At 38.2% G+C, this 25,592-nt stretch carries 23 protein-coding genes; 9 read left to right on the forward strand and 14 right to left on the reverse strand.

Annotated elements, in window-relative coordinates:
• Positions 1–6: 6 nt before the first annotated feature.
• A complete protein-coding gene (locus CZ487_RS16665; protein ID WP_077213402.1) occupies positions 7–984 on the reverse strand; it encodes a phosphotriesterase family protein in 978 nt (325 codons plus the stop codon).
• A gap of 270 nt (positions 985–1,254) precedes the next feature.
• Here CZ487_RS16665 and CZ487_RS16670 point away from each other — a divergent pair, with 270 nt between their 5' ends.
• A complete protein-coding gene (locus CZ487_RS16670) occupies positions 1,255–2,154 on the forward strand; it encodes a VanW family protein (protein ID WP_077213403.1) in 900 nt (299 codons plus the stop codon).
• Positions 2,155–2,184: 30 nt separating this feature from the next.
• On the opposite strand, the gene CZ487_RS16675 is transcribed toward CZ487_RS16670, so the two are convergent.
• Positions 2,185–2,988: an alpha/beta hydrolase family protein gene (locus CZ487_RS16675; RefSeq protein WP_077213404.1), complete on the reverse strand. Its 804-nt coding sequence runs from the start codon at positions 2,986–2,988 to the stop codon at positions 2,185–2,187.
• 189 nt (positions 2,989–3,177) lie between these two features.
• On the opposite strand from CZ487_RS16675, the gene CZ487_RS16680 reads away from it, so the two are divergent.
• Positions 3,178–4,419 carry a PD40 domain-containing protein gene (locus CZ487_RS16680; protein ID WP_077213405.1) on the forward strand — a complete coding sequence of 414 codons (1,242 nt, stop codon included), beginning with the start codon at positions 3,178–3,180 and terminating at the stop codon, positions 4,417–4,419.
• A gap of 113 nt (positions 4,420–4,532) precedes the next feature.
• Here the strand turns inward: CZ487_RS16680 and CZ487_RS16685 are convergent, their stop codons facing one another.
• From CZ487_RS16685 to CZ487_RS16720, 8 genes are all read right to left on the reverse strand, one after another.
• Positions 4,533–5,678 carry an alanyl-tRNA editing protein gene (locus CZ487_RS16685; protein ID WP_337189748.1) on the reverse strand — a complete coding sequence of 382 codons (1,146 nt, stop codon included), beginning with the start codon at positions 5,676–5,678 and terminating at the stop codon, positions 4,533–4,535.
• Positions 5,679–5,839: 161 nt separating this feature from the next.
• On the reverse strand, positions 5,840–6,808 hold the full coding sequence (locus CZ487_RS16690) for an ABC transporter ATP-binding protein (protein ID WP_077213406.1): 969 nt from the start codon (positions 6,806–6,808) through the stop codon (positions 5,840–5,842).
• A gap of 18 nt (positions 6,809–6,826) precedes the next feature.
• Complete coding sequence (locus tag CZ487_RS16695; RefSeq protein ID WP_077213407.1) at positions 6,827–7,735, reverse strand: C40 family peptidase; 909 nt, start codon at positions 7,733–7,735, stop codon at positions 6,827–6,829.
• Entirely contained in the window at positions 7,728–8,828 is a 1,101-nt protein-coding gene (locus CZ487_RS16700; protein WP_077213408.1) for a dipeptide epimerase, read from the reverse strand. The genes CZ487_RS16695 and CZ487_RS16700 overlap by 8 nt, the downstream gene beginning before the upstream one ends.
• A gap of 93 nt (positions 8,829–8,921) precedes the next feature.
• On the reverse strand, positions 8,922–10,547 hold the full coding sequence (locus tag CZ487_RS16705) for a peptide ABC transporter substrate-binding protein (RefSeq protein ID WP_077213409.1): 1,626 nt from the start codon (positions 10,545–10,547) through the stop codon (positions 8,922–8,924).
• Positions 10,548–10,649: 102 nt separating this feature from the next.
• Positions 10,650–11,648 (reverse strand): ABC transporter ATP-binding protein, encoded by a 999-nt coding sequence (locus tag CZ487_RS16710; RefSeq protein ID WP_077213410.1) that lies wholly within the window; start codon positions 11,646–11,648, stop codon positions 10,650–10,652.
• 5 nt (positions 11,649–11,653) lie between these two features.
• On the reverse strand, positions 11,654–12,607 hold the full coding sequence (locus tag CZ487_RS16715; protein ID WP_077213411.1) for an ABC transporter permease: 954 nt from the start codon (positions 12,605–12,607) through the stop codon (positions 11,654–11,656).
• Positions 12,608–13,540: an ABC transporter permease gene (locus CZ487_RS16720; RefSeq protein WP_077213412.1), complete on the reverse strand. Its 933-nt coding sequence runs from the start codon at positions 13,538–13,540 to the stop codon at positions 12,608–12,610.
• Between the two features lie 402 nt (positions 13,541–13,942).
• Between CZ487_RS16720 and CZ487_RS27230 the strand changes: the two genes are divergently transcribed.
• Positions 13,943–14,116, forward strand: a complete 174-nt coding sequence (locus CZ487_RS27230) for a hypothetical protein (RefSeq protein ID WP_202617844.1) — start codon at positions 13,943–13,945, stop codon at positions 14,114–14,116.
• 105 nt (positions 14,117–14,221) lie between these two features.
• On the opposite strand, the gene CZ487_RS16725 is transcribed toward CZ487_RS27230, so the two are convergent.
• Entirely contained in the window at positions 14,222–15,583 is a 1,362-nt protein-coding gene (locus CZ487_RS16725) for an aspartate kinase (protein ID WP_077213413.1), read from the reverse strand.
• 418 nt (positions 15,584–16,001) lie between these two features.
• On the opposite strand from CZ487_RS16725, the gene CZ487_RS16730 reads away from it, so the two are divergent.
• Entirely contained in the window at positions 16,002–17,201 is a 1,200-nt protein-coding gene (locus CZ487_RS16730; protein WP_077213414.1) for an MFS transporter, read from the forward strand.
• Positions 17,202–17,277: 76 nt separating this feature from the next.
• Here the strand turns inward: CZ487_RS16730 and CZ487_RS16735 are convergent, their stop codons facing one another.
• Positions 17,278–18,066 (reverse strand): ABC transporter ATP-binding protein, encoded by a 789-nt coding sequence (locus CZ487_RS16735; RefSeq protein ID WP_077213415.1) that lies wholly within the window; start codon positions 18,064–18,066, stop codon positions 17,278–17,280.
• 145 nt (positions 18,067–18,211) lie between these two features.
• Between CZ487_RS16735 and CZ487_RS16740 the strand changes: the two genes are divergently transcribed.
• Complete coding sequence (locus CZ487_RS16740; protein WP_084783319.1) at positions 18,212–18,625, forward strand: hypothetical protein; 414 nt, start codon at positions 18,212–18,214, stop codon at positions 18,623–18,625.
• Between the two features lie 50 nt (positions 18,626–18,675).
• On the opposite strand, the gene CZ487_RS16745 is transcribed toward CZ487_RS16740, so the two are convergent.
• Positions 18,676–19,674: a zinc-binding dehydrogenase gene (locus CZ487_RS16745; protein ID WP_077213416.1), complete on the reverse strand. Its 999-nt coding sequence runs from the start codon at positions 19,672–19,674 to the stop codon at positions 18,676–18,678.
• Positions 19,675–19,854: 180 nt separating this feature from the next.
• On the opposite strand from CZ487_RS16745, the gene CZ487_RS16750 reads away from it, so the two are divergent.
• Both CZ487_RS16750 and CZ487_RS16755 read left to right on the forward strand, forming a co-directional pair.
• Entirely contained in the window at positions 19,855–20,715 is an 861-nt protein-coding gene (locus CZ487_RS16750; RefSeq protein WP_077213417.1) for an MBL fold metallo-hydrolase, read from the forward strand.
• Between the two features lie 361 nt (positions 20,716–21,076).
• Positions 21,077–22,015 (forward strand): MerR family transcriptional regulator, encoded by a 939-nt coding sequence (locus CZ487_RS16755; RefSeq protein WP_077213418.1) that lies wholly within the window; start codon positions 21,077–21,079, stop codon positions 22,013–22,015.
• Positions 22,016–22,138: 123 nt separating this feature from the next.
• On the opposite strand, the gene trhO is transcribed toward CZ487_RS16755, so the two are convergent.
• Positions 22,139–23,104, reverse strand: coding sequence for an oxygen-dependent tRNA uridine(34) hydroxylase TrhO (gene trhO, locus CZ487_RS16760; RefSeq protein WP_077213419.1), 966 nt, complete (start codon positions 23,102–23,104; stop codon positions 22,139–22,141).
• 297 nt (positions 23,105–23,401) lie between these two features.
• Here trhO and CZ487_RS16765 point away from each other — a divergent pair, with 297 nt between their 5' ends.
• Both CZ487_RS16765 and CZ487_RS16770 read left to right on the forward strand, forming a co-directional pair.
• Complete coding sequence (locus CZ487_RS16765; RefSeq protein ID WP_077213420.1) at positions 23,402–25,168, forward strand: SulP family inorganic anion transporter; 1,767 nt, start codon at positions 23,402–23,404, stop codon at positions 25,166–25,168.
• 49 nt (positions 25,169–25,217) lie between these two features.
• Complete coding sequence (locus tag CZ487_RS16770) at positions 25,218–25,556, forward strand: ArsR/SmtB family transcription factor (protein WP_077213421.1); 339 nt, start codon at positions 25,218–25,220, stop codon at positions 25,554–25,556.
• Positions 25,557–25,592: the final 36 nt, after the last annotated feature.

Here is a 25,592-nt window from a genome sequence, read left to right on the forward strand (position 1 = left end):
CCTCCCTTACGCACTGAAAATGTTTCTTGGATTATCAACCAAGATTGCATCAATATCCCCATCTGTAACACGGCTTTCTTTTAAAACAGGAATAATATTTTTGAAAATATGGTCAATTCCCCAATTTTCTACCATCGCTGCCATTTCTTCTGGCCATTGAGGTTCAGCACCTAACCAAATGTTTACGGTATCATGTGATAGGGTTATTTGATTAGCGTATCCTCTTCCAATAAGTCCGACTAACACTGCGATTCTTTCACTATCAAGAGGCGTACCAACAAGGCCTTCAAGTCCTACACGGTCAAATCCTACATATACACCGTGCTTAAGAGTATCAAGCTGATAACGGATATCTGTGTTCCCACACATATGTCCAACAACTGTTTTCTTAGGGTCGGCTCCGGCTTCAACCAATAATGCAGCCTGTTCTGGACCCATCGTTCCTTCCTGAGTATGTGTAATGATTGGAACACCCGTTGCTTGTTGTGCTTTAGCTGCTACTTTGATCATCAATTTTTCATAATCGGTAATGGTATCTTTGCTTGTCCCTAATTTAATCACACCAGGCCTAATCCCTGTTTTTCCAATCCCATTCGTAATTTCACCGACAAGTAGCTCATATAGTTCTTGTTCAGCTACTCCTAGTGTCTGCTTGAATTTGAAATAGGCTGGTGCCCCTTCACCTTCATAATAATATCCTGTGGAACAAATAATATGGATTCCGCTTTGTTCAGAAATCTCCTTTAAGATCTCAGGCTCACGTCCACAATCATTAGGAGTTGCATCCACGATTGTTTTTACACCCTGAGCCTTTGCTTTATTTGCAACTTCCACTCCGAGTCTTACCAGCTCAGAACGTTCTTTTACGTGGACAGTGTTTCCATAATAGCCAGGAAATCCGAAACAAAAGTGCTCGTGCATTAATGTTTTTCCTAGTTGGTCAGATGACACCGGTCCTAATACCGTATTTACCAATTTACTCATCAAATTACCTCCTAAAAATGTTTTTCAAAAATACATTTACTTAGTTGTCTATTAATTTTATATGATATTCTAGGCTGCTATTATTCTACTTTTAATAATATTACGAAAATTCTTTAAGTTCAATAAATTACCTTTTTTCTTTTATATAGTTCAATAGTCATTGTTTCTAGTTATCAGACTTCACAAATTAAATAGGAATAAAATCAAGTTCTCTACTAAACAATAAACTGATGCCCTCATCATAATGTTAAATTTAAATGGAGGTTCGAAATGAGATTTTCATGGATGCTCGCATTCCTTCTCCTCGTACAGCAAAGCGGTCCCGCTATAAATTTGGTACTTGAAGAAAAAGGAGATGTCATTGCTGTTGTCAATAGAGAGGAATTTACAATGCCCGTTCCAGGATTAGAAACTGTAGTTAATAGGGAAAAGCTTAATGAACTTTTAGATCAATTAGATCAGCAAATTCGAAAACCAGCGGTCAATGCATCGCTTGATCATTTTGGAAGAATCATCCCCGAACAAGCAGGTTATAAGTTCAATCGGGAAGCTTTCCTAAATCAATTTTATGAGTATTTTTACTCGAATAGTTCGTTAAAAATAGAAGTACCTACATCAGTTATCTACCCTAGAGTGGACAGTGAACTACTTTCAGATATTAAAGTAAAACGAATCGGTCAGTATATTACGTATTATAATTCTAGAAATACATCACGTGCGAAAAACATTTCATTGGCTGTGGAAGCAATTAATAATCAGGTTGTGTTTCCCGGAGAATCATTTTCATTCAATAAAATTGTTGGAAAGAGGACAGAAGCTAGAGGATACATGAAAGCTCCTGAGATCATAAAAGGGAAAGTAATAGAAGGAATAGGCGGAGGAATCTGTCAGGTGTCATCGACCTTATTTAATGCGATCGATCGTTCGGGTGTTAAGATTATCGAGCGCTACTCTCATAGCAAACGAGTACCGTATGTTCCACCTGGCAGAGATGCGACTGTCAGCTGGTACGGGCCGGATTTTATATTTAAGAATGATTATAATCAGCCGATACTAATTCGGGCCAGAGCAATGGAAGGAAAGGTAGTTGTCTTTATTTACTCCTCAGAAGACATTAATTATGAACCCAAAAATGTACCTGGCGGTTTATTCAACATACTTAGCCATTAAGAAATGACAGTAAAGAACTCACTGTCATTTCTAATGGAATGCCAACTCTTTTCTGTGAGAGGATAACCAGTTTCGTGTTGCTGAAATCAACTCATTAAAATGTGCTGTGGATGAGAATGTATGGTTAGCATTAGCAATAATCTTTCTTTCACTTGAACCTGCCGTTCTTTGAAGAAAAGCTTGATAATATAACTCACTGTATTCGACAGGGATTTCATCATCACCAGATCCGTGCAAAATTAGGACATCCCCTGAAAATGCATGCAATTCTGTCAGAGGGCTAAACATGGATAAGGATTCAAAATACTTTTTTTCAAAAGAATAGCCTAAATAATCTACTGGGATTGATTTTTTAATGGAAGGGATGTTATGAACTCCTACAATATTAATAATGTCCCTGAATGGCTTGGCAACTGCTGACCATATTACCAAATTTCGAACGCGTTGATCACGTACAGCTGTAAGTACAGCAGTAGCACCGCCTAGGCTGTGGCCTAGAAGATAGATTTGATTCTTGTCTACTTTGGAAAGCTTTTCTCCAAAATCTATTACAGAACGCGTTTGATCAATAAAATCATCTAGTCCTGTTTGACCGTAAACTCCTTCGCTTTCTCCGCAGCCGCTATAATCAAACCTTAAGACGATGCTCGGATCTTTTGTTAACTCCATTGCCGCCTTAACGAACAATCGATCAACGCCAATTCTGCTCCCAACGAACCCATGACAGATAATAATTAGTGGATATTCAGCGAGTGAAGACGATTGTTCATTTGGATAATGAATTGTTCCAGTAAGTTCTTTATTTTTCCATGGTATAGTGACTTGTGTTGCCATTGCTCTCAGCCCTTTCAGCATGTTTGGTTTTAATTCCGAGTATTTTTATAAGAATACTATAAATCATACTAAAAGATCCGTCAACCATATTTGTTTTCAGGGTGGTCCTTAATTGTTTTACCATAATGTATAAATTTGTTTAATAATAAGGAAATTAGAAAGAGACAATATACGCTTTGAGGTGTAAAAATGAAAAAGTTGATTCGAATTTTAATCATTTTTGTTATTTTACTAACCTTCCCTCAGGTCTCCTATGTAAATGCAGAAAATGAAAAAGACATAAAAGCTGCATTCATACGTGATGGCAACCTTTGGACGGTTATCAATTCGAAGGAAACAGAAATTACGCAGTCAGGTCACATCCATGGACCTTTATGGTCATATGATGGAAGCTGGATTCTCTATCAAAAGCAAGCCCCCTCGCAATTCGAAGAGGAGCAGACTCAAAATGAAATCTGGGTGTATAATACAAAAACGGAAGAAAAAAAGAAGGTTTTTGATGATGGCTATAATCCACAATGGTCGCCAATAAAGAATATGATTGCCTTTCAGGACAATGGTGTGTTAAATATTTCTGATTTGGAAAAATTCCACAATTTCGCATTAGGTATCTCTAGTTATGAATGGTTTCCAGACGGCGAAAAGATTTTACTTTCTTCACAAGCAAATCTAGAACCAAATGGTTGGACAAACCCTGTTCTATACACTAAAGAAGTGCCGGACTTTTTTGAAAACGAAAACCTCTTTGGAAATGTTCACGAGTTGTTTACCATTCCAGGTAAACTTCAAGTAGATAATAAAAATATTATGTCAATTAATGCGCATTCCTTTTTCTTTTCACCAAGTGGAAAATGGGTATCCTTAATTGTTTCTCCCACTGCTTCTATGGCAATGGATAGTAATATGCTCTGTGCCATAACGGCAGACGGTGAAAAATTTGAGGTTCTAGATGAAATGATTTATCACATTGGTAAACCTAAGTGGGCTCCTTCGAAGGATATTTTAGCGTATATTGCTGGAGGGGGACGAATCGTTTTTGGGTTTAAAGATAAAAACCTTAAATATAAAGAATTCCCTGTCTCTTCATTAACACCAAACAACTATGCCGAGCTTAATTTTACTTGGGTTAACGATGAGACTCTCATTACATCCAGGGTAGAAGCACGTGAATGGTCTAATGAAGTTTCCGAACATCCGCTGCCATCACTTTATACCATTAACTTACAGAATAACCAGCAAACAAAAATAATGGAGCATCCAGCAAGTCTAGGGGATTACGATCCACAATTTTTAAAAAATGAAAAAAAGCTTGTCTGGTTCCGAGGGAAATCAATAACAGACAACAATCGTAATATTTGGATTTCAGACCAAGACGGTTCCAATTCTAAATTATGGTTAAAAAACGTTGAAGAGATTGTATTTTATGAATGAAAGATCATGAAGTAAGCTGTTTTTCGGGTCATCACAGTAAGAGTGATGACCCCTAAACATTTAATCTCCAATTATTTCAATTATCTTCGCTAACAAGTCCTCACCGGTCAAGACTAATGGACCGCCGCCTTGTGCTGCTGATTCGCTCCACCACCCTTGCCGTTTATTAAAGGCAGAATTTGGGCAGCGATAGATTTCATGTTTAATTTTCCTTTTGCACCTCGAACGCAGACAAATTGCAGTCCCCCCTCACTTTCCGTTATGAAAAAGACTTCGGTACCAGCATCTATGTTCACCATTATTTTCGCAAGTTTCTGCAGTTCTTTAACATTCCGGTTTTGGAAGACCTTTCCCATTACTTGAAACCCGTTCTTAAAAATACTTTGCTTTAACAGTTCTCGTGCTTCATATTCTAATAATTCCTCTTTCAATCCTTCAATTATCTTTTCCTGATGCTTTCCATTTTGTAATAAACGTGTGACCGCGACTGTCATCTCTTGTTCTGGAGAACTTAAAAGCTTGTTCAAATCCTGCAAGACTTTATGTTTATGGTGAAATTGTTTTATCACTCGATTTCCGCATATAAATTGCAGTCGTATGTTTTTCTTTTGTCTTTCCATGTTTAATACTTTAAGAGCCTGAACTTGCCCTGTTGAAGAAGGGTGGATTCCTCCACAACCGTTATAATCAAATTCCGGAATAATCACGAGACGAATATTCTCTGAAACAGAAAGCTGCTTCCTGAGAGTATAGTTGACTGCTTCCTCCATCGTAACCCATTTCGTTTCAATCTGACGGTTCTCTAATATGATTTCATTTGCACGTCTCTCTGCTTGCAGCACCATATCGTCCGATAGATTTTCAGTATTGAGATCAATCGTACAGAATTCTCTACCGAGATGAAAGCTTACCGTTACTATTTCAAATAGTTCTACAAAGGATGCAGTTAAAATATGCTGGCCGTTATGCTGCTGCATATGATCAAAGCGCCGGTCCCAATTAATTTTCCCTTTTATTAAATCCAATCGTGATAACGGCTCTTTAACAAAATGCCTGATCTCACCCTCCACTTCCTCGACATTTACCACTTCGATTCCATTAAGAATACCTGTATCAAATGGCTGCCCGCCTCCTGTTGGATAAAAGGCGGTTTGTTCTAAGACAACATACGTGTTCCCTTTTTGATCCTGCTGCTGTCTTATTCCTCTAGTTTGAAACTCCTCTATGTATGCATCTTGATAAAATAATCTTTCGTTCAAAATAATCCCCTCTTTAGTAACTAGAATACTTTTAATTATAGCTAAAATATATACCAATCAAAAATACCACAGCCATAAGAACTGTGGTATTTTTGATTACCTTTCTGGAATCAATACTTTATAGGTAACTTTCTATCCAAAGAAGGAACAAACCTTCTTCGTTAATCCTTCTTGTATAAATGACATGCAACGAAATGATCTTTATCGATTTCTTGCCATTCTGGTTTGATTTCTGCGCACACATCCATTGCCGCTGGACAGCGGGTTCTAAACACACACCCACTCGGTGGATTAATTGGAGACGGCAGATCACCTTCAAGAATAATTCTTTCACGCTGATCCTCCACATCGGGGTCTGGAATTGGAATAGCGGATAGAAGAGCTTTTGTATATGGATGAAGAGGATTGGTATACAATTGATTGCTGGATGTTAGTTCCACAAGATTTCCTAAGTACATCACCCCGATCCGATCACTAATTTGCTTAACCATTGAAAGATCATGGGCAATAAATAAATACGTTAATCCTTTTTCTCTTTGAAGCTTTTTTAATAAATTAACCACTTGGGCCTGCACGGACACATCAAGTGCAGAGATCGGTTCATCTGCAATGATAAATTCAGGATTTAGTGCTAGTGCACGTGCAATCCCTATTCTCTGTCTCTGCCCGCCGCTAAATTCATGTGGATAGCGATTGGCATGATCTCGGTTTAACCCTACATCCTCAAGCAGCTGATACACACGTTCTAGCCGCTCTTGTTTATTCGGCAGTATCCCATGAACCTCCATTGGTTCCGAAATAATTTCACGTACAGTTGAACGTGGATTTAGAGACGCGTAAGGATCCTGGAAAATCATTTGTATTTTTTGATGCAGGGTAAATTTCTCTTTTTTATTTAAAGAATGAACGTTTTTCCCATCAAAAACTACATCTCCATCCGTTTGATCATATAGGCCCATAATGGTTCTTCCCGCTGTCGATTTACCACATCCAGATTCACCAACAATACCAAACGTTTCCCCTTTAAAAACCTTAAATGTAACACCATCAACCGCCTTAAGCGTTTCTTTCTTTGATAGAAAAAAATATTTTTTTAGGTTGTTAACTTCTAGAAGTACTTTTTTCTCCAATTTTTTCTTCCTCCAAATCTACCAATAACGGCTTGCTGCACAAAGCTCTTTTTCGTAAATCGTTCCTTCTAAACTAATAATCTCAATACTTTTTCCTGTCTTTGGAGAATGGATCATTTTACCATCACCATAGTATATTCCTACATGATGAAGCTTACCTTTCCCTTCATCATAAGCAAAAAAGAGAAGATCTCCTGGTTCTATTTCTGCTAACTTAATACTTTTACCATTCTTTGCTTGATCTGTTGCATCTCTCGGAATGATATAGCCATTTGCTTTACACATGTTATAGCTGAATCCTGAGCAATCATATCCATAACTGCTCATCCCGCCCCAAAAATAAGGAAGGTCTAAAAATTGTTCTCCCGCTGCAACAATATCGGGACCTGTTCCCTTCCATCTTTCTTTGAAACTTGGATATTGTATGACACTAGAGTTTTTTAGCATTCCATAACCAGTAGGTGTTAGGACTTTTATCCAATCACCCTCAACACCTTCTACTGGTAATATCGTTTGGTAACTTAGCTCTATTAAGGGCTGAATATCCTCGCTATATAGCTCAGCTTTCTTGCTTGTTACAACCGCAATTGGTGAGGATTGTACATTCCAATCAACTGCTTGAGTAATCTGAGCTTTCGGAACCCATCCAGGGTATCCTCTTTCATCCTTAGAAGACGTTTGGTTTAGAAGGATAACGTTTGCCCATTCATCTTTCTCACCAATGATCAATACTTCTTCCCCATATAAAGCTTGAGTTTGGACCAGATTTGCATCACATAATTCTAAAAGCTTTTCATAGTCTAAGCTATCAATCCAGTCTTGAACATTAGTTGTACTTGTTAAAGCCTGTTCATCAATCATTCTAGGTGAATCGGCATTTGTCCATATTGTTGAAACTGGAACATTCACGACCCCTTTTCTATCCACGAGGAACTCCCCCTTCAGTCTCGATGCTTTCTATTCCTAAGCCCGCCTTTTCAGAAAATGTAATCTTTCTGCCATTATATCGAATGCCGCCTTTTACAATATCTTTTGCTAGCATTAGCGGCGCATCAAAATCAAATCGGGTAATATTCTTTTTGCTAGCTGCAAAATGTGCAGCTGCTGTAATGCCTAATCTTGTTTCTATCATACTCCCAACCATACATTCCATTCCATTAAGTTCTGCTAATTGGTTAATAATGGTTGCTTGATAAATCCCGCCTGATTTCATTAATTTAATATTGATAGAATCTGCACTTCTAGTTTTGACCACTTCAAAGGCTTGTTTTGGGGTAAACACACTTTCATCTGCCATAATCAGCGTATCTACTGCATCTGTTACCTTTTTAAGGCCTTCGATATCATGCGCTTTTACCGGCTGCTCCACTAACTCAATATCAAATCCAAGATCTTCCATTTTCCGAATAATCTTAATCGCATCTTTCGGTGTCCATCCTTGGTTCGCATCAAGCCTAATTTTAATATCCTTACCTACTACCTTTCTTATTTCGGAAATACGAGTAAGATCGGTAGAAACATCATCTTTCCCTACTTTTACTTTTAAAACATTGAAACCCTGCTGCACATAAGATACAGCATCCTCGCCCATTTCCTCAGGACCGTTCACACTAACAGTAAAATCTGTTTCTATTTTGTTTTGAAATCCTCCAAGAAATTGATAAAGAGGTAAACCACAGTGCTGTGACAGACAATCATAAATAGCCATATCAACCGCTGCCTTCGCACTAGAATTTCCAACTAGAACAGTCTGGAGCATTTGGAAAATTTCTTCATGGTTTAGTAAACTTTTTCCCGTTAATACTGGCTTAAAGACTTGGTTTATGGCGAAGTCAATACTAGATAAGCTATCACCAGTAATAACATGAGTTGGCGGGGCCTCCCCCCATCCAACAATGCCATTGTCACAAGTGATTTTGAGAATGATTGAATCCGCAATATGAACTGTTCTTAGAGCCGTTTTAAATGGTTTTATTAATGGAACTGCTGCTCTAAATGTATCGATATTTGTAATTCTCACTATGTATCATCCTTATTAGAGTTTTAAGAAATTATAAATTTATAGAGAAAAGGGGATGTCCTGAAGAACACCCCTCTTTTATTTGTAAACAGCCTATTTTTTGTCTGCCCACTTGAATTCAATATAACCAACTGGGTGAAGAACAACGCCTGTGACATCATCATTAAGCAGCAGCGGCTGGTTATAAAAATGAACCGGCGCAACTGGAGCTTCCTCGATTAAAATCTTTTCCGCGTTGTATAGGTTTTCAAATCGTTTTGCTTCATCGCCTTCGTTCTTCGCTGCTTCAATAAGTGCATCGAATTCGGCATTACTCCATCCTGTACGATTCATTGAATGACCTGTTTGAAAGCCTTCAAGTGTGTTAATTGGATCTGCAAAGTCATTTAAAAATGAACTTCTAGAGAACTGGTATTTCAATTCCTTTTGTTCGGAAACAAACACGCTTGATTCAACACTCGCAAGCTTAATGTCTACTCCTAGGTTTTCTTTCAGCATTGGCTGAACTGCTTCTGCGATTTTTTTGTGTGTTTCACTTGAACTATATGTTAATGTAACTTCCGGAAGAGTTTCATATCCTTCCTCTTCCATCCCTTTAGCTAGCAATTTTTTTGCTTCTTCTACATTTGTTTTAATAAGATCACCATTTGCTTCACGGAAATCCTGGCCGTTTGCATCTTTAAATCCAGGAGAAACAAAGCCATAAGCTGGTTTTTCTTGGTTTTTCGTAACATAATCAACAATTTGCTGCTGATCAATTGCTAAAGCAAAAGCTTTACGAATATTTTTGTTTTGGAACGGCTCCATTGTTACATTAAAGCGGTAGAAATATACACCAGCTTGGTCGGCTACATCTACTTTTCCCTCTGCATAAAGCTGTTCACTTAACTCAGGCGGTACTTTTGATGCATCCAGTTCCCCTGTTTGAAACATTTGATACTCTGTATTAGGATCATCTACTAACGCCCAATTAATTTTATCGACTTTGACCGTCTCTGCATCCCAGTATTGATCATTTTTCTCCATAACTAAATGGCTGTCATGCTCCCACTCCGTTAAGTTAAATGGTCCATTTCCAACGAACGTTTCTGCCTCTGTAAACCATTCTGGATTTTCAGTTGCAACACTTTCGTTAATTGGGAAAAACGTTGGCAGAGAAATAATATTTAAGAAATAAGCTTGTGGACTCGTTAAGGTTACTTCTAATGTTTTCTCGTCTAGAGCCTTCACTGCTACATCCTCAGGCGAACCCTCTCCGCTATTATATGCTTCTCCACCTTGTATTAGATATCCTAAAAATGCTGATGAAGCTGCCAACTCTGGGTCTAAAGCACGTTTCCATGCAAACACGAAATCACCTGCTGTCAAATCATCACCATTTGACCACTTAGCATTTTCACGAATATGGAATGTATATGTTTTTCCATCTTCGGAAACATCCCATTTCTCAGCAATCGCCGGCTGAGGCATATGGTCCTCACCCAAGCGTGTCAAACCTTCCATCAGGTTATTTAATGGATTCCATGAAACCGCATTAAAACCAATTGGAGGGTCAAAAGAAGTTGGTTCTTGTCCATTATTCCAATTTAAAACCTTCTCGCCGCTCTTTTCAGCTGACCCATCGTTACCTGTGTCTTCCCCTGCGTTGTCATTTGCTGTACACGCAGCAAGAAGAAGTACGAGGAATGAGGCCAGTAAAAGTGACCACAATTTCTTCATTGTATTTCCTCCTGTATTAACCTTTATTCCACTCTATCAAAGAATTTTCCTGAAGAATGGTATATGAATAACCTTTAGAGAACGTAATTTCTCTAAAAGTAATTACCTTATGTTTACTTTCATTTTCTTTGCCCGCTCATCTTGAAGCCAGCATTCTACCAGATGTTCATCGCTAAGTTTTGTCTCGAATGGATAAACCTTTTCACACACTTCCATCGTATATTGACATCTTGCTGCAAATGCACAGCCATGAGGCGGTGAAAATAAATCTGGCGGAGAGCCATCAATTGGCTTAAGATCTCCGCTCTCTACATCCAAGCGCGGAACTGAGTTCAGGAGTCCTTTCGTATAAGGATGCTGAGCCTTATAAAATATTTCTCTTCGATTGCCTGTCTCAACAATTTTCCCTGCATACATAACGGCAATCCGATCCGCTACTTGGGCAACAACGCCTAAATCATGTGTGATTAGAATGATCGAAACCCCAGTCTTCTTTTGGATATCTCTGAACAAGTCAAGTATTTGTGCCTGGATGGTTACGTCTAACGCGGTTGTTGGTTCGTCGGCAATTAGTACCTCTGGTTCACACACAAGACTCATGGCAATAACAATTCTCTGCCTCATGCCGCCGCTGAATTGATGAGGGTATTGCTTCATACGGCTTTCAGGACTAGGAATTCCTACAAGCTGAAGCATCTCCACTGCTTTTTTTCGAGCTTCATCACGGGAAATGTTCTTATGCTGAATGATCCCTTCTGTGATTTGATCCCCTACTTTTAGCGTTGGATTCAGCGCCGTCATCGGATCTTGAAAAATCATTGAAATATCCGCACCGCGAATTTTCCTCATTTCTTTATCTGTTAGTTGAACCAAGCCTTTTTCTTTAAATAGGATTTTTCCATTTGTAATCTTTCCTGGAGGGTTAGGAATTAATTTCATAATGCTTTGTGAAGTAACACTCTTTCCACAACCTGACTCACCCACAATAGCAAGCGTCTCACCCTTGTGCAAATCAAACGTTACACCTCTAACAGCCTTAACTTCCCCTCCATATGTTTTAAAAGAAACATGCAAGTCTTGTACCTGTAGTACTTTTTCCATCAGCGTTACCTCCTTAACTTTGGATCAAGAGCATCCTGCAATCCATCTCCTAAAACATTAAACGAAAACATGGTTAAAGAGATAAAGAATGCTGGAAAGAACAGACGCCACCAATGTCCTGATAGAATGACCGGCAAGGCATCACTTGCCATTGATCCCCAGCTTGCAAGAGGAGGCTGAATACCAATCCCCAAAAAGCTCAAGAATGCCTCAGCAAATATCGCCGCTGGTACCGTTAATGTCATTTGTACAATAATCGGTCCCATCGTATTCGGTAAAAGATTTTTTCGAATAATCCTTGAAGTCTTTGTTCCAAATGTCTGAGACGCAAGAACAAATTCATAGTTTTTGATTTGCAGTACTTGACCCCGTACCATCCTGGCCATTCCAACCCAGCCTGTTACAGATAATGCTAGAATAATTGAAAATAACCCAGGCTCCAGCACAACGCTGACCAAGATAACGACCAAAAGATATGGCAATCCATATAAAATCTCAACAAATCTCATCATATAATGATCAACTTTACCGCCTTTGTAGCCAGCAATTCCACCATATGTAACACCCACGATAAAATCTATTAATGCGGCAACAACTCCAACAAATAAGGAGACACGTGCCCCTTCCCATGTCCGCGTAAATACATCCCGGCCAAGTTCATCTGTTCCGAACCAATGCTCTGCAGAAGGCGGCTGATTTTGGTTTTCAAGCACCTGTTGATCGCCCGGGTGCGGTGAAATGACAGGGCCGAAAATAGCCATAACTACGAGTAGAATTAAAAAAATTAGTCCCAGCATCGCTAATTTATTTTTTACTAGCCGCAGCCAAGAATCTTTCCAATATGAAACACTTGGTCTTACTACCTGTTCGGCCTCATCTCTATTTTTCTCTTTTGGAACAAACCATTCATCGAGAATATCCGGCGCAAGCTTCGGGTCTTGTTGTTTATTCAGCTCCATTTATTTCCCCTCCCCTTTATGCAGCTTAATTCTCGGGTCTAAAATACCATAAGCAATATCTACCAAAAATAGCAGAAAGATTAATAGTGCACTATAGAAGACTGTCGTGCCCATAATAACTGGATAGTCTCGGTTATTAATACTATCAACGAAGTACTTACCCATTCCTGGAATTGCAAAGATTTGTTCAATAACAAATGTACCTGTCAAAATTCCTGCCGCTAGAGTTCCTAATACTGTTACGACAGGTAAAAGGGCATTTTTCAATGCATGTTTAAAGACAATTTTAAATGGTGAAAGCCCTTTCGCCACTGCTGTCCGAATATAATCTTGCGTTAACACCTCTAGCATACTTGAACGTGTTAATCGGGCAATAATAGCCATCGGCCCTGTCGCAAGCGCTAATGTCGGCAGCACCATATGCTGCCAGCTTTTCCAAGTAGCAACAGGTAAAATCCCCCAGTTCACAGCGAACTGTTGAATGAGAAGTGTTGCCATCACGAAGTTTGGGATAGAGATACCGAAAACAGCTATTGTCATCGCTATATAATCCACTATGCCATTATGTCGGAGTGCAGCAAACACGCCAAGGGTAATTCCAGAGATGATCGCGACAAGTAATGTTAGCATTCCAAGTTCAAATGAAACTGGAAATCCTCTTCCCAGCATTTCATTCACAGTATCTGAAGGTTTTTTAATGGATGGGCCAAAATCCAATTGTATGACAGATTTTAAATAGCTGACATACTGTACTGGAAGAGGCTTGTCCAAGTTAAAATGTGCTTCTAGGTTTTTCTGTACAGCTTCACTTGTAGTTCGCTCCTCGTTAAACGGGGATCCTGGCAAGGAATGCATTAGAAAAAAAGTTAGGGTAATGATGAGCCATAATGTAACGATCATGGCAAAAAAGCGTTTAAATATGTATGTAACCATCTTTCTCACTTCCTAGCTGTGTGTATTGTATGCGCATCCAGTTTTGAGACACGCAATATAAATTATGTTGTGTCCGCACTTTTTTTAGATTCTAGCTGACTAGTAAAATGAAATTTAAAAATTATACTGTCATTATTCGAAGAAGATTTCTTTTGGATAATATTATGTAAAAATAATGTAATATTTTTATATTATAATTTAGTGAATCTTTATTATCAACGAGAAATACATTAAGTTTCCCTATTTTAGCAATTTAATTAATATTTCGATAAAACAAAAAAAGTATTCAAAATATATACTGATTTACTAGTTTTGTCAATTTAAAAATTATGAGAATTTTCGTATAAGAACTGTACAACTGGGAAATATATACATAGTCCTGTTAGAAAGGAGGGTACATAAATGGAAGTATCGATGAGTTCTGCTGAAGTGCTTCAAGAAATTAAACAAATGAATGCTGAAGGCTTGAGCTTAAGCAAGAAGATGGTTAAGAAAAGCAATCCACAGCTCATGAGAAGCGCACTTCATTATTTTCCTGATTGGGAAAGCGCAATCGAAAGAAGTGTCTCTAGTTAAGCTTTTCGCTACTTACCATCATGTATGTCGATAATAGAGACAAAAAAAACAGAGACACCTGGTAGATTTAAGCAGATGTCTCTGTAATATATTTTATTCAATTTTTTAAACCGGAACGGCTACAAAGAATTGTTCGTATAATGCACTTACCGCTAATTTTTCATCAGCTTCCCTTACTCCAAACATCATACTTACTTCAGATGACCCTTGATTAATCATTTCGATATTTACGCCTGCATCAGCCAAGGCTTTTGCCGCTTTTGCAGTTGTACCAACATTTTGTCTCATGCCTTCTCCTACTACCATAATCAACGCAAGATCATGTTTAATTTTAACTTCATCGGCACATAGTTCCTTCTTAATACGATCAATGACATCTTTTTCTGTATATTGGTCCATTTGATTTTGCCTTAAAATAATGGTGATATCATCAATGCCTGATGGTGTATGTTCATAAGACATTCCATAATCTTCTAATATCCTTAAGAGTTTGCTTCCGAAACCAATTTCTCGGTTCATTAAATACTTTCCAACGTAAATACTGCAGAATCCTTTGTCACTGGCAATCCCAACTACTGGCCCATTGGAATTTTCCCTTTTATTCACAATTCTAGTACCTGGTGCAGATGGATTGTTTGTGTTTTTAACATTTACCGGAATCTCAGCACGAAATGCTGGAATTAAAGCTTCATCGTGGAAAACAGAGAAACCTGCATAAGAAAGCTCTCTCATTTCTCGATATGTAAGCTCAGAGATTTCTTTAGGGTTTTGAACAATATTTGGGTTTACGGAATAAACAGCATCTACGTCTGTGAAGTTTTCATATAGCTCCGCTTTTACACCATTTGCTAAAATGGATCCCGTAATATCCGATCCGCTTCTTGAGAAGGTAACGACGTCACCATTCTCTGTATACCCAAAAAATCCCGGAAAAACGATAATCCCTGATTTCTCTCGTAATGAGTATAAATTCTCATAAGATTTTGCCAACACTTGTGCGTTACCTGATTCATCTGTTACGAAAAGTCCAGCGTCCTTCGGGCTAACGTACTGCGCTTCTACTCCTTTACTTTGGAAGTAACTTGCAACAAGCTTTGCATTATTATCTTCACCGCTTGCTTTCACAGCATCCATGAAACGATCTTTGTTGGTATGATCGCCTTCCAATAGGGATTTTAAATCTAAACGAATCTTTTCTATTACATCCGTTTCTAAGTTTAATTCTCTAGCAATGCTTGCATATCTCTCAATAATGGTTTCAAATAGTGAACTGTAATCTTTTCCTTGCAGTATATGATCAGCACATTCGATTAATAAATCAGTTACTTTAATGTCCTGTGGGTTTCTCTTTCCTGGTGCCGAAACTACAACAAATTTTCGTTTTGGATCGGACACAACAATGTTAAAAACTTTATCGAGCTGTTCCCCTGTTGCTAATGATGATCCACCAAACTTGACTACTTTCATGTATTCCATCTCCTGCTCCAAAAATTTCCCAAAAAGATAGGGAGTGTAATTCCTTCCATGTCTTATTATTTTGCTCATTTGTTTTCACCTTACGTTTTTTACAAAAATCATATGAATGTCGGAATTTACTGTAAAGTTGTTCTTATTATCACAAGAATCAGGAAAAGAATCAAGCATTTTCTACCTGTGGTGAACAATTGTATTTTTAGGGTGGATATCAAATGTACAGTCATACGCTTCAACCGTCTACTGCATATTCTGTAGAAGATGGGTAATGTACTGCACAACGGTAACAATCAAACAACAGTATTATTAATAAAAGAATATATATAGTAATTATGTACATCATCATGTAAAATATTGTTTAGTGACTCTAAATAATTTTTAAATTTTAGAAAATTCAAGGAAAGGTGTTATTATGAGCCAATCAATTGCACAGGAATCATCAGAGAAACAACTGCAATCTGAAAAAATTTGGACCCGGGATTTCTCGCTGATCGTACTGTCCAATTTTTTTATATTTTTAGGATTTCAAATGACACTTCCAACAATACCATTATTTGTAGCAAAACTTGGAGGAAATGATCAGTTAATTGGAATTGTAACAGGCATATTTACCTTTTCAGCCCTTCTTACCCGTCCATTTGCAGGGAAATTTTTAGAAACAAAAGGGCGGCAATTTGTTTACATGCTAGGACTAGGTATTTTTGTGCTATCTGTTGGATCATACGGCTTGGTACATAGCTTATTCTTCCTCTTTATCATGAGAATGGTCCAAGGAAGTGGTTGGGGTTTTTCTACAACAGCTTCTGGAACCATTGTAACAGACTTAATTCCTCCAAAAAGACGCGGTGAAGGAATGGGATATTATGGTCTATCAGGTAACCTAGCAATGGCCATTGGTCCCACATTAGGTCTTGCTTTAACAGGGGTTATCTCATTTCCGATGTTGTTCATGATTTGTGCTATTCTCGGCGCAGTAGCCTTTATACTATCTTCTACTATCCATTATAAAAAAGTCGAACCCCTGCCAACATCAGAACACAGTAAGAAATTTGATATATTTGAAAAGTCAGCACTTCCCCCATCATTATTACTATTTTTCATTACGACAACTTTTGGGGGAATCGCGACGTTCCTCCCTATTTATTCTTTAGGGAAAGGAATAACAGGGATACATTGGTATTTCCTACTATACGCATGCGCTTTAATGATCTCTCGAACATTTGCAGGAAAAATCTACGATCGAAAAGGTCATGAGGCTGTTTTTATCCCTGGAGCTGTGCTCGTGATCATAGCAATGATTTTCCTAGCCTGGCTTCCTAGCAGTGTCACGTTATACGCTGCAGGTGTCCTGTATGGATTAGGGTTTGGTACAATACAGCCAGCTCTACAAGCCTGGGCTGTTGAAAAAGCTGCACCGCATCGCAGAGGAATGGCTAATGCTACGTTTTTTTCCTTTTTTGATCTCGGTGTAGGGGTTGGCGCAATAGCCTTCGGGCAAATTGCACATTGGCTTGGATACAGCAGCATCTATATTATTTCGTCTATTTCCGTGCTGTTTTCTATTTTTCTTTATATAGCGATTCTGTTAAAAAACCGGAATACTGCTGTATAAATATTAATTTATTTGAGTTTTGCCTGGGTTATTTTTGACCCAGGCTTTTTATTGGACAGCTTTTTTTCATTTATTATTACTTAAGCACTTTTTTCTTAGTAAGCAATGGTCTTTCATAACTCCATATTACTTCAACTTCTAATTCAAAAAACTTTGATAGAATACCTTCAGATATCATTTCACTTGTATCTCCAGCAGCGAACACTTCACCGTTTTTTAAAAGTAATGTTTTCTTAAAAATAGGCAGTATCTCCTCTAGATGATGTGTTACGTATAACAATGTCGGGGCTTTTGAAGTATTAGCGATTCTTTCAATCGTCTCCAATAACTTTTCTCTTGCAATAAAATCCAATCCATTGGTTGGTTCATCCAAAATGAGGATTTCAGGATCATTCATTAATGCCCGCGCTATAAGGACTCTTTGCTTTTCACCTTGTGATAAAGTTTCGTAGTTTCGGTCTGCATAGTGCAGGGCACCAAGACTTTCGAGCAAAGAGACCGCTTTCTGACGCATTTCATCTGTTGGAGTATCGTAAAGTCCAATTGATGTAAACGCCCCGCTCAAGACAATTTCGTAAGCGCTGTCTGTTTTATAAAGCTTCTCCTGTAATGATGAAGAAACTAATCCAATTTTCCGCCTCACATGTTCACGAAGATCAACCTTTCCAAATTCCTTTCCTAAAACCTTGACTACACCCGAAGAAGGAAAATGATAGCCGTTCAATAAATTAAGAATTGCCGTCTTCCCTGCACCGTTTAAGCCGAATAACACCCAATGCTCCCCTTTTTCGACGTTCCAATTGATATCTTTCAAAATAGGAGATCCATCTCGTTTCAAATAAACGTTTGTTAATTGTATGGTCATATCCCTGCCCCTTTCTATCCTACCTAATATTTTAAAGCTGATTTTCAGTTATTGCCATCATTTTATCTGGATTGAATTTCCAAACTTATGTAACGAGATAAGCACTAGATGAATATCTTATTGGTGCAAAGGAGGAGGGATAGAAATGTATAATAATAATTTTCCGCAGGGTATGTTTCCAATGAATCAACCTAACACAGGTTCACAAATGCCCAGCCAAATGAACCAGATGAATCAAATGAAACATATGTGTGAGCAGTACCTAGACTACTATGTAACCGGACAAATGACGAATGGCAGTCAGGTAGAAGGAATTTTAGAAGATGCTGATGACGAAGGCGTAACCATGTTAATGCCTGAGGATGTTCCTGCAGGCGATGATATGGACGATATGAATATGAACGATATGCGTTTATATGGATTCGGGGGATATGGCGGCTATGGCGGCTATGGCGGTTACGGCAGACCAAGAAGAAGATATCGCCGCTTCCGCAGAAGACGTTTTCCATATAGTCAGTTTGTTTTCCCGATTGTTATCCCATTCCCATTCTACTACTAAGAACAACCCGTTGAGCTGGAAACCCAGCTCAACGGGTATCATACAAATCGTTATTCTTCTATAATGAATCCAATTTTTCCTAATTGTTCTGCTTTCTCCATGCGACTAAAAGCACTTTCGAATTGGCTCAGGGAGAACGTCCGATCTAAAACAGGTCTAATTTGATTCTTTTCAATGAATTGAAGCATTTCCACATACTCCTCAGAACTCCCCATCGTAGTACCTAATAAATTATATTGCCCATAAAAGAATTTACGAAGATCAAAATCAACGACATCACCTGCTGAAGCGCCGAAAGTGACCATTGTTCCACCTAATCGCAATTGATCTAATGTTTTATTAAATGTAGCCGCTCCCACAGATTCGATAGCAAGATCGACTTTTTCCCCGTCAAGCATGCTTTCCCAATCATCATTATTACTGTCAATAGCTTTATCCGCACCTAACTGTAACGCCTTCTCCCGCTTTTCCTGCGAACGAGAAGTCACATAGACTTTAGCTCCTGCTGCTTTTGCAAATTGCAATAAGAATGTTGCTACTCCACTGCCAATCCCTGGTATTAAAACCTTCATACCTGATTGAACTTTTCCTCTTGTAAAAAGAGCTCGATAGGCTGTTAGTGCAGCTAATGAAAGTACACCAGCTTCTTCCCACGATAGATACGCCGGCTTCGAAACAGCATTCTCAGCAGGAATCACAATGTATTCTGCAAAAGTGCCATGGTATGGAAGCCCAACTATTTCAAATCCGCTTGGTGGTGCATCGCTATTCTTCTGCCATCCGAGACTCGGGTTGATGATGACTTCCTCTCCAATTTTGACATTCGTTACTCCTGCTCCAACCGAGTCAATTACACCGGCACCGTCTGAACCAATAATTAACGGTGGGTCTGTCGGCTTATGTCTATTTAAAATAAATAAATCACGGTGGTTTAATCCCGCCGCTTTTAACTTAACTACAACTTCCCCTTCTTTCGGTTCCAGTTTATTGAAATCTCTAAACTTTAGCCCCTCAAATCCAGCCTTTTCTGCATGAACTAATGCTTTCATTTAAAAACTCACCCCTACGCTAAATTTTTATGTACATGTCTATGATACTCCGTTCAAAACGATTAAAAAACCTTTATGCTTATATAAACAATACTGTTATTGGAATTTATTCACTTATAGTATATCCCCCAAAATTGAACACAATAAAAAAAGAGTCAATATAGAGGGGAATGAGTAAAAATGGATAAAGAACTTACCTATGGCAGTGATTATAAATATATCCCAGCTACATCGGTAGGATCAGGCATTGGGATACAAGTGCTGCCAGACGTGTTTAGTCATACAATTCAAATCGTTAATATTTGTTTTATTGGACATCCAGAGAAAGAGGAGTTTGTATTGGTTGATGCTGGAATGCCAGAATCTGCAGAGATGATTATTTCTGCTGCAGAAGAGCATTATGGTCCCGGTGCAAAACCTTCTTGCATTCTTTTAACTCATGGCCATTTCGATCATGTTGGTGCGATTATTGAATTAATAAACCACTGGAAAGTACCGGTGTATGCACACCAAACTGAAATTCCTTACCTGACAAATAAAATGAGTTATCCTGAACCAGATCCAACCGTCGAGGGCGGTATGATTGCAAAAATGTCTCCATTATTTCCTAATGAACCAATAAATTTAGGAGACCACGTCCAAGCACTTCCAGCGGACGGCAAAGTGCCAAACTTGCCTGAATGGCGCTGGATTCATACACCTGGACATACACCTGGGCATGTATCATTTTTTAGAGATACTGATAAAGCTCTTATTGCTGGCGATGCATTTGTTACTGTTAAACAAGAATCCCTCTACAAGGTCTTGACCCAGGAACAGGAGATAAGTGGTCCGCCTCGTTACTTGACCCCGGATTGGGATTCAGCTTGGCAATCGGTTAAAACCCTGGAATCACTAAAACCATCTGCCGCTATAACAGGACATGGATTACCAATGACCGGTGAAGAGCTCTCTAAAAACTTAGAAATGCTTGCGCGCGACTTTGATAAGATTGCCATTCCTGACTATGGAAAATTCACCGATAAATATAAAAACCATTAAGAAAATGAGACAAAACAATGATTACTTCTGAGTGAAATTAGCGTAAAATGACAAACTTTTTGTTTATTTGCACATTTATACAAGTTACGACACATAACTCTCGGGAAATGTCAAGTATTGCGCTTTCCCGAGAAATAATTATTTCTTCCCCTCATCATTTCCCCCTTCTTCTGCAAATTCCTTATTTTTTTTATCCTTTTACAAGGTTTACATCAAAATCATCTAATATTCCGACTAATTTCGTTCTCATTGTTCAGTTTTTGGTGATTAACTTCTTCTTTTGATAGCTTTTGTCATACAGCAGGAAAATCCACTCCTTCATAAAGAATAATACTGTTAAAGAAATTGAAGGGGTGGAATTATGTCTAGCAATCAAATCTTAAGAGCATATTCTATTAAGGAAGTATCTAAAAAAATTAATATCCCTACTGGTACTATCAGACAGTGGGAAAAAGATTTAAACGGATTATTAATTATTCCAAGAACAAAGCAAGGAGCTAGATTTTACACAGAAAAGGAAATTGACCTGCTGAAAAAAGTTAAAGAAATGCGTGAACAAAATGTAAGCAAGGATATGATTCGAATCATGATGCAAAAGCATCTGGCTGTTCAAGAAAATGAGTCAGCGGATTCCGTCGAGATGTTCCCTGCACCTTTACAAGTTCCAGAAAATCAAGAATCTAGCGAACTCTCTTCAAATCAGGTTGACAAAGCGTTACAGGAATTTCATGCCACTCTTGAACAATATAAACAAGAGATGATCAACGAAATTAAAACTGAGATGGCTTTTAATCGAAATGAAATTATTGATGAGGTTAAAAACGAATTATTAACTTCTTCCCTTCATACTGTTAAGGAGCTCTCTAAATCAATCCAAAGATCCAACGACAAGCGTAAAGGAGAATTACAAGAAATTTCTGGGGCAATAACGAAGGCTTCGGAACGTCATTCCGAATCAGTCGCAACACTCAGCGACCGCATTGCGAAAAATTCAAAGGGTACTTACGAACAGCTATCTAAACGAATTGCTGATAGTTCTAGAACCGCCGCAAAAGATCAAAAGCTTGTACTGAACAAAGTTTCTAAAACGGTAGAGGAAGCAAAGTTGAATATTAATAAAGTGGCAAAATCGATTGATGAGAAACAAGAACAACTTATTGAAACGATTAACGAATTGAAGCAATCGACAGAAGAGATTCAGCAGCGCGAAGATGTTTTTCAAAATATGCTTACAAGCTATCGTGAAGTAGCGGCCGCAAAAACGACTAAAAAGAAAAAGTGGTGGCAAATTTGGTCCTAACACCAACTTTCACTTACTTTCAAGCTACATAAACTATCTATATGTTATGAAAGATATAAAAATAACCTCTTAAAAGACAAGAAGACAGGTTTTTTGGATACCTGTCTTCCTGCTTTTTACTTTCTATGCATTAATTGTTCTGCTATTGCTAATAGCCATTAATCTATTATGAACTTCTTCCTCGCTTAAATCGTGTTGTGCAATATAGCGGTTACGGGGATGGACGCGGCATTCATCCGAACAGCTTCGCATATATTTATGCTCATTCTCCTCTGAGCAAAGAATTTTCTTATTGCATTCAGGGTTAGCACAGTTAACATACCTTTCACATGGTTCACCCGAGAAATGATCTTTCCCCACAATAACATGTTCTTTTCCATTTACTGGTACACTTATTCTTTCATCAAAAACATAGCACAGGCCATCCCAAAGCTCTCCCTGAACTTCTGGGTCTTTTCCGTAGGTAACGATTCCTCCCTCTAGTTGAGAAACATCGTCAAACCCCTCTTCTAATAGCCAGCCTGAAAATTTCTCACAGCGGATTCCGCCCGTACAATACGTCAGAATCTTCTTTCCCTCAAACTGTTGTTTATTTTCCTTTATCCACTGAGGCAATTCACGGAAAGCATTGATATCCGGTCTTACTGCACCTTTAAAATGACCTAAATCGTACTCGTAATCATTTCTAGCATCGATCACGACCGTATCTTCCCTTTGCATAGCTTCAAAAAACTCTTTCGGCTTTAAGTGTTTTCCTGTTGTCGCATTTGGGTTTATATCATTCTCTAGTCGAAGGGTAACAAGCTCATTCCTACAACGAACACGCATCTTCTTAAATGCATGCTCTTTTGCATCATCTATTTTAAAAATGGTCTCTTTAAATAGTGGATGATTATTCATGAACTCCATATACGCGTCCGTCTGTTCGACCGTACCCGATACAGTACCATTTATCCCTTCAGATGCAATAATAATTCGCCCTTTCAACCCCAACTCATCACAAACTTGCTTATGCTCATTCGTGCACTCCTCCGGGTTTTCAATATGAACGTATTTATAATAAAGCAAAACTTTATATGATGACTCCATTGATATTTCACCTTACACTTTCTATAAATTAAAAAGATCGGTCTTTTTACCATATCTCTGTTGTTAACCTTAACAATATAACAAAAAAAAGGTCATTAAAACAAGTATGAAGATTTCATCAAGCAGAAGGGCGGGGTAAACCTCCGCTAAGTAATGGGTCAGTTTATGTAGAAAATTAGTTCATAAAATATTAATAAATTCCTTTACAATTATGAGAATCCGTTGTAAATTCATATAATAGTATATTCAAATAATCAAATATACTATTATATGAATATATAAAAAGAAGGGTTGATCATGCAGGAGAAATGGTTTTTTACTGGAAGGTTCAAGGGGTACTCGATTCAGAGCTTTCAAAAGGATTTGATATCCGGATTGGTTGTTGGTGTTATTGCAATTCCACTTGGTATGGCGTTTGCAATTGCATCAGGAGTTAAACCTGAATATGGAATATACACAACAATCATCGCAGGTATCCTCATTTCCCTGTTAGGAGGTTCCAAATACCAAATTGGCGGTCCAACGGGAGCTTTTATACCCATACTATTCGGTGTTGTCATTACATACGGGTATGAAAATCTTTTAATCGCCGGGTTATTAGCAGGAATCATGCTTTTTCTTATGGGTGTATTTAAACTCGGATCTTTGATAAAATTTATTCCGAGGCCTGTCACAATCGGATTTACTAGTGGAATTGCTGTAATTATTTTCACAGGACAAATTGCTAACTTTTTAGGGTTAAGCGATGTCGAAAATCATGAATTATTTTTAGACAATGTTAGCGAGATTATTAGTCACCTAGGCAGTATTAATCTATACAGTATTCTTACCGCTGTCATTTGTTTGTCGACCATAATCTTGACACCTAGACTCTTTCCCAAGGTACCAGGTCCATTAATCGGATTGCTGCTTTCAACTTTAGTGGCTGCATTTTTCTATCCAACGCAGGTAGCAACGATTGGGTCAACCTATGGAGAAATCCCAAATAGCTTGCCGCAATTTCATTTTCCTGAGATTACGATGGATAAAATCATACAGCTTCTCCGTCCTGCTTTTGTTATTGCCATTCTAGGCGGAATTGAATCGTTATTATCCGCCGTAGTTGCAGACGGAATGACAAATAGTAAGCATCACAGTAACCGCGAGCTCGTCGGACAAGGAATCGCCAATATAGTTACACCATTATTTGGAGGAATACCTGCAACAGGCGCAATTGCAAGGACTGCGACTAATATTAAAAATGGGGCCGTTTCCCCTGTTTCGGGAATTGTTCACGGTTTAATGGTTCTGCTCATTTTGGTTCTTTTTGCGCCATACGCTTCAAACATTCCGCTCGCCAGTATGGCACCAATCTTAATGGTGGTAGCGTGGAATATGAGTGAAAGAAAAGTTTTTTACCATGTTTTAAAAACGAAGACCAGCGATTCCTTTGTGTTAGTTGTTACCTTTTTATTGACTGTATTTATGAATTTGACAATTGCTGTCGAAGTTGGATTATTACTTGCTGTTATTTTATTTACAAAACGAATGAGTGATAGTATGGTAACCGTAAAGGCCTTGCCAAATCAAAATTCAAAAAATAAAAAGGTCGTCTCTCACATTGTGTCAGACACACATGATTGCCCCCAAATTAGTATCTATAATGTGGAAGGCCCATTATTTTTCGGAGCAGTCCAAACTTTTGCACAGACAATTATGAACACGATTGATTACAAGCCGAAAGTACTACTGCTACGAATGGGAAAAGTACCTCTAATAGACACAACTGGGGAAGCTAATTTATCAAGTATTGTTACCAATTTCTCAAAACATGGGATCGTATTAATATCAGGCTTAAGATCTCAACCGAAGAGCGTTCTGAAAAAGACGGGGTTGTATGATTGTATCGGAGAAGATTATTTCTTTGATCACACTGGAGAAGCAATCGACTATGCACTTCGTCAATTAAATGAAAATAAATGTATTGGCTGCAAACATTTTGCGTTTAAAGAATGCGCACATCTTTCAAATCCTGAGCATGCAATACAGGATGAAAAAGTATATTCGCATATGAACGGACAATAAATTCTGCTGTTTCGCGGTGCAACACGTTAATGAAGTGAGGTTGTTTTTATTGAACCAGGATATACAGCAATTCAAGGCTGATTTTTTTAAGGCGCTTGCCCATCCATTACGTATTAGAATCCTAGAGCTTTTAGCTGAAGGGAATAAAAATGTCAATGAAATTCAAATCCTATTAGGAAGTGAAGGATCTGCGGTCTCACAACAGTTAACCGTATTAAGAAATAAAAATATTGTCACAGGTACAAAAGATGGAAATCGTGTCATCTATTCTTTGAGAGATCCGATGATTATCGAGTTACTGCATGTAGCCCGTCAAATATTTAATAATCATCTTGTTGATACCATCTCCATGCTCGACCAATTTAACGGCAGTGATGGAGAGGAATAACAAAAAACAGCTGACTTTTATGTTTGTCAGCTGTTT

The sequence above is a fragment of the Robertmurraya dakarensis genome (assembly GCF_900156875.1).
In the GTDB taxonomy this organism is placed as follows: Bacteria; Bacillota; Bacilli; order Bacillales; family Cytobacillaceae; genus Robertmurraya; species Robertmurraya dakarensis.

Bases quoted from the DNA above. Each gene is read 5' to 3' on its own strand.
- CZ487_RS16665 (WP_077213402.1), bottom strand. From the start codon at position 984: ATGAGTAAATTGGTAAATACGGTATTAGGACCGGTGTCATCTGACCAA.
- CZ487_RS16670 (WP_077213403.1), top strand. From the start codon at position 1,255: ATGAGATTTTCATGGATGCTCGCATTCCTTCTCCTCGTACAGCAAAGC.
- CZ487_RS16675 (WP_077213404.1), bottom strand. From the start codon at position 2,988: ATGGCAACACAAGTCACTATACCATGGAAAAATAAAGAACTTACTGGA.
- CZ487_RS16680 (WP_077213405.1), top strand. From the start codon at position 3,178: ATGAAAAAGTTGATTCGAATTTTAATCATTTTTGTTATTTTACTAACC.
- CZ487_RS16705 (WP_077213409.1), bottom strand. From the start codon at position 10,547: ATGAAGAAATTGTGGTCACTTTTACTGGCCTCATTCCTCGTACTTCTT.
- CZ487_RS16710 (WP_077213410.1), bottom strand. From the start codon at position 11,648: ATGGAAAAAGTACTACAGGTACAAGACTTGCATGTTTCTTTTAAAACA.
- CZ487_RS16715 (WP_077213411.1), bottom strand. From the start codon at position 12,607: ATGGAGCTGAATAAACAACAAGACCCGAAGCTTGCGCCGGATATTCTC.
- CZ487_RS16720 (WP_077213412.1), bottom strand. From the start codon at position 13,540: ATGGTTACATACATATTTAAACGCTTTTTTGCCATGATCGTTACATTA.
- CZ487_RS27230 (WP_202617844.1), top strand. From the start codon at position 13,943: ATGGAAGTATCGATGAGTTCTGCTGAAGTGCTTCAAGAAATTAAACAA.
- CZ487_RS16725 (WP_077213413.1), bottom strand. From the start codon at position 15,583: ATGAAAGTAGTCAAGTTTGGTGGATCATCATTAGCAACAGGGGAACAG.
- CZ487_RS16730 (WP_077213414.1), top strand. From the start codon at position 16,002: ATGAGCCAATCAATTGCACAGGAATCATCAGAGAAACAACTGCAATCT.
- CZ487_RS16735 (WP_077213415.1), bottom strand. From the start codon at position 18,066: ATGACCATACAATTAACAAACGTTTATTTGAAACGAGATGGATCTCCT.
- CZ487_RS16740 (WP_084783319.1), top strand. From the start codon at position 18,212: ATGTATAATAATAATTTTCCGCAGGGTATGTTTCCAATGAATCAACCT.
- CZ487_RS16745 (WP_077213416.1), bottom strand. From the start codon at position 19,674: ATGAAAGCATTAGTTCATGCAGAAAAGGCTGGATTTGAGGGGCTAAAG.
- CZ487_RS16750 (WP_077213417.1), top strand. From the start codon at position 19,855: ATGGATAAAGAACTTACCTATGGCAGTGATTATAAATATATCCCAGCT.
- CZ487_RS16755 (WP_077213418.1), top strand. From the start codon at position 21,077: ATGTCTAGCAATCAAATCTTAAGAGCATATTCTATTAAGGAAGTATCT.
- trhO (WP_077213419.1), bottom strand. From the start codon at position 23,104: ATGGAGTCATCATATAAAGTTTTGCTTTATTATAAATACGTTCATATT.
- CZ487_RS16765 (WP_077213420.1), top strand. From the start codon at position 23,402: ATGCAGGAGAAATGGTTTTTTACTGGAAGGTTCAAGGGGTACTCGATT.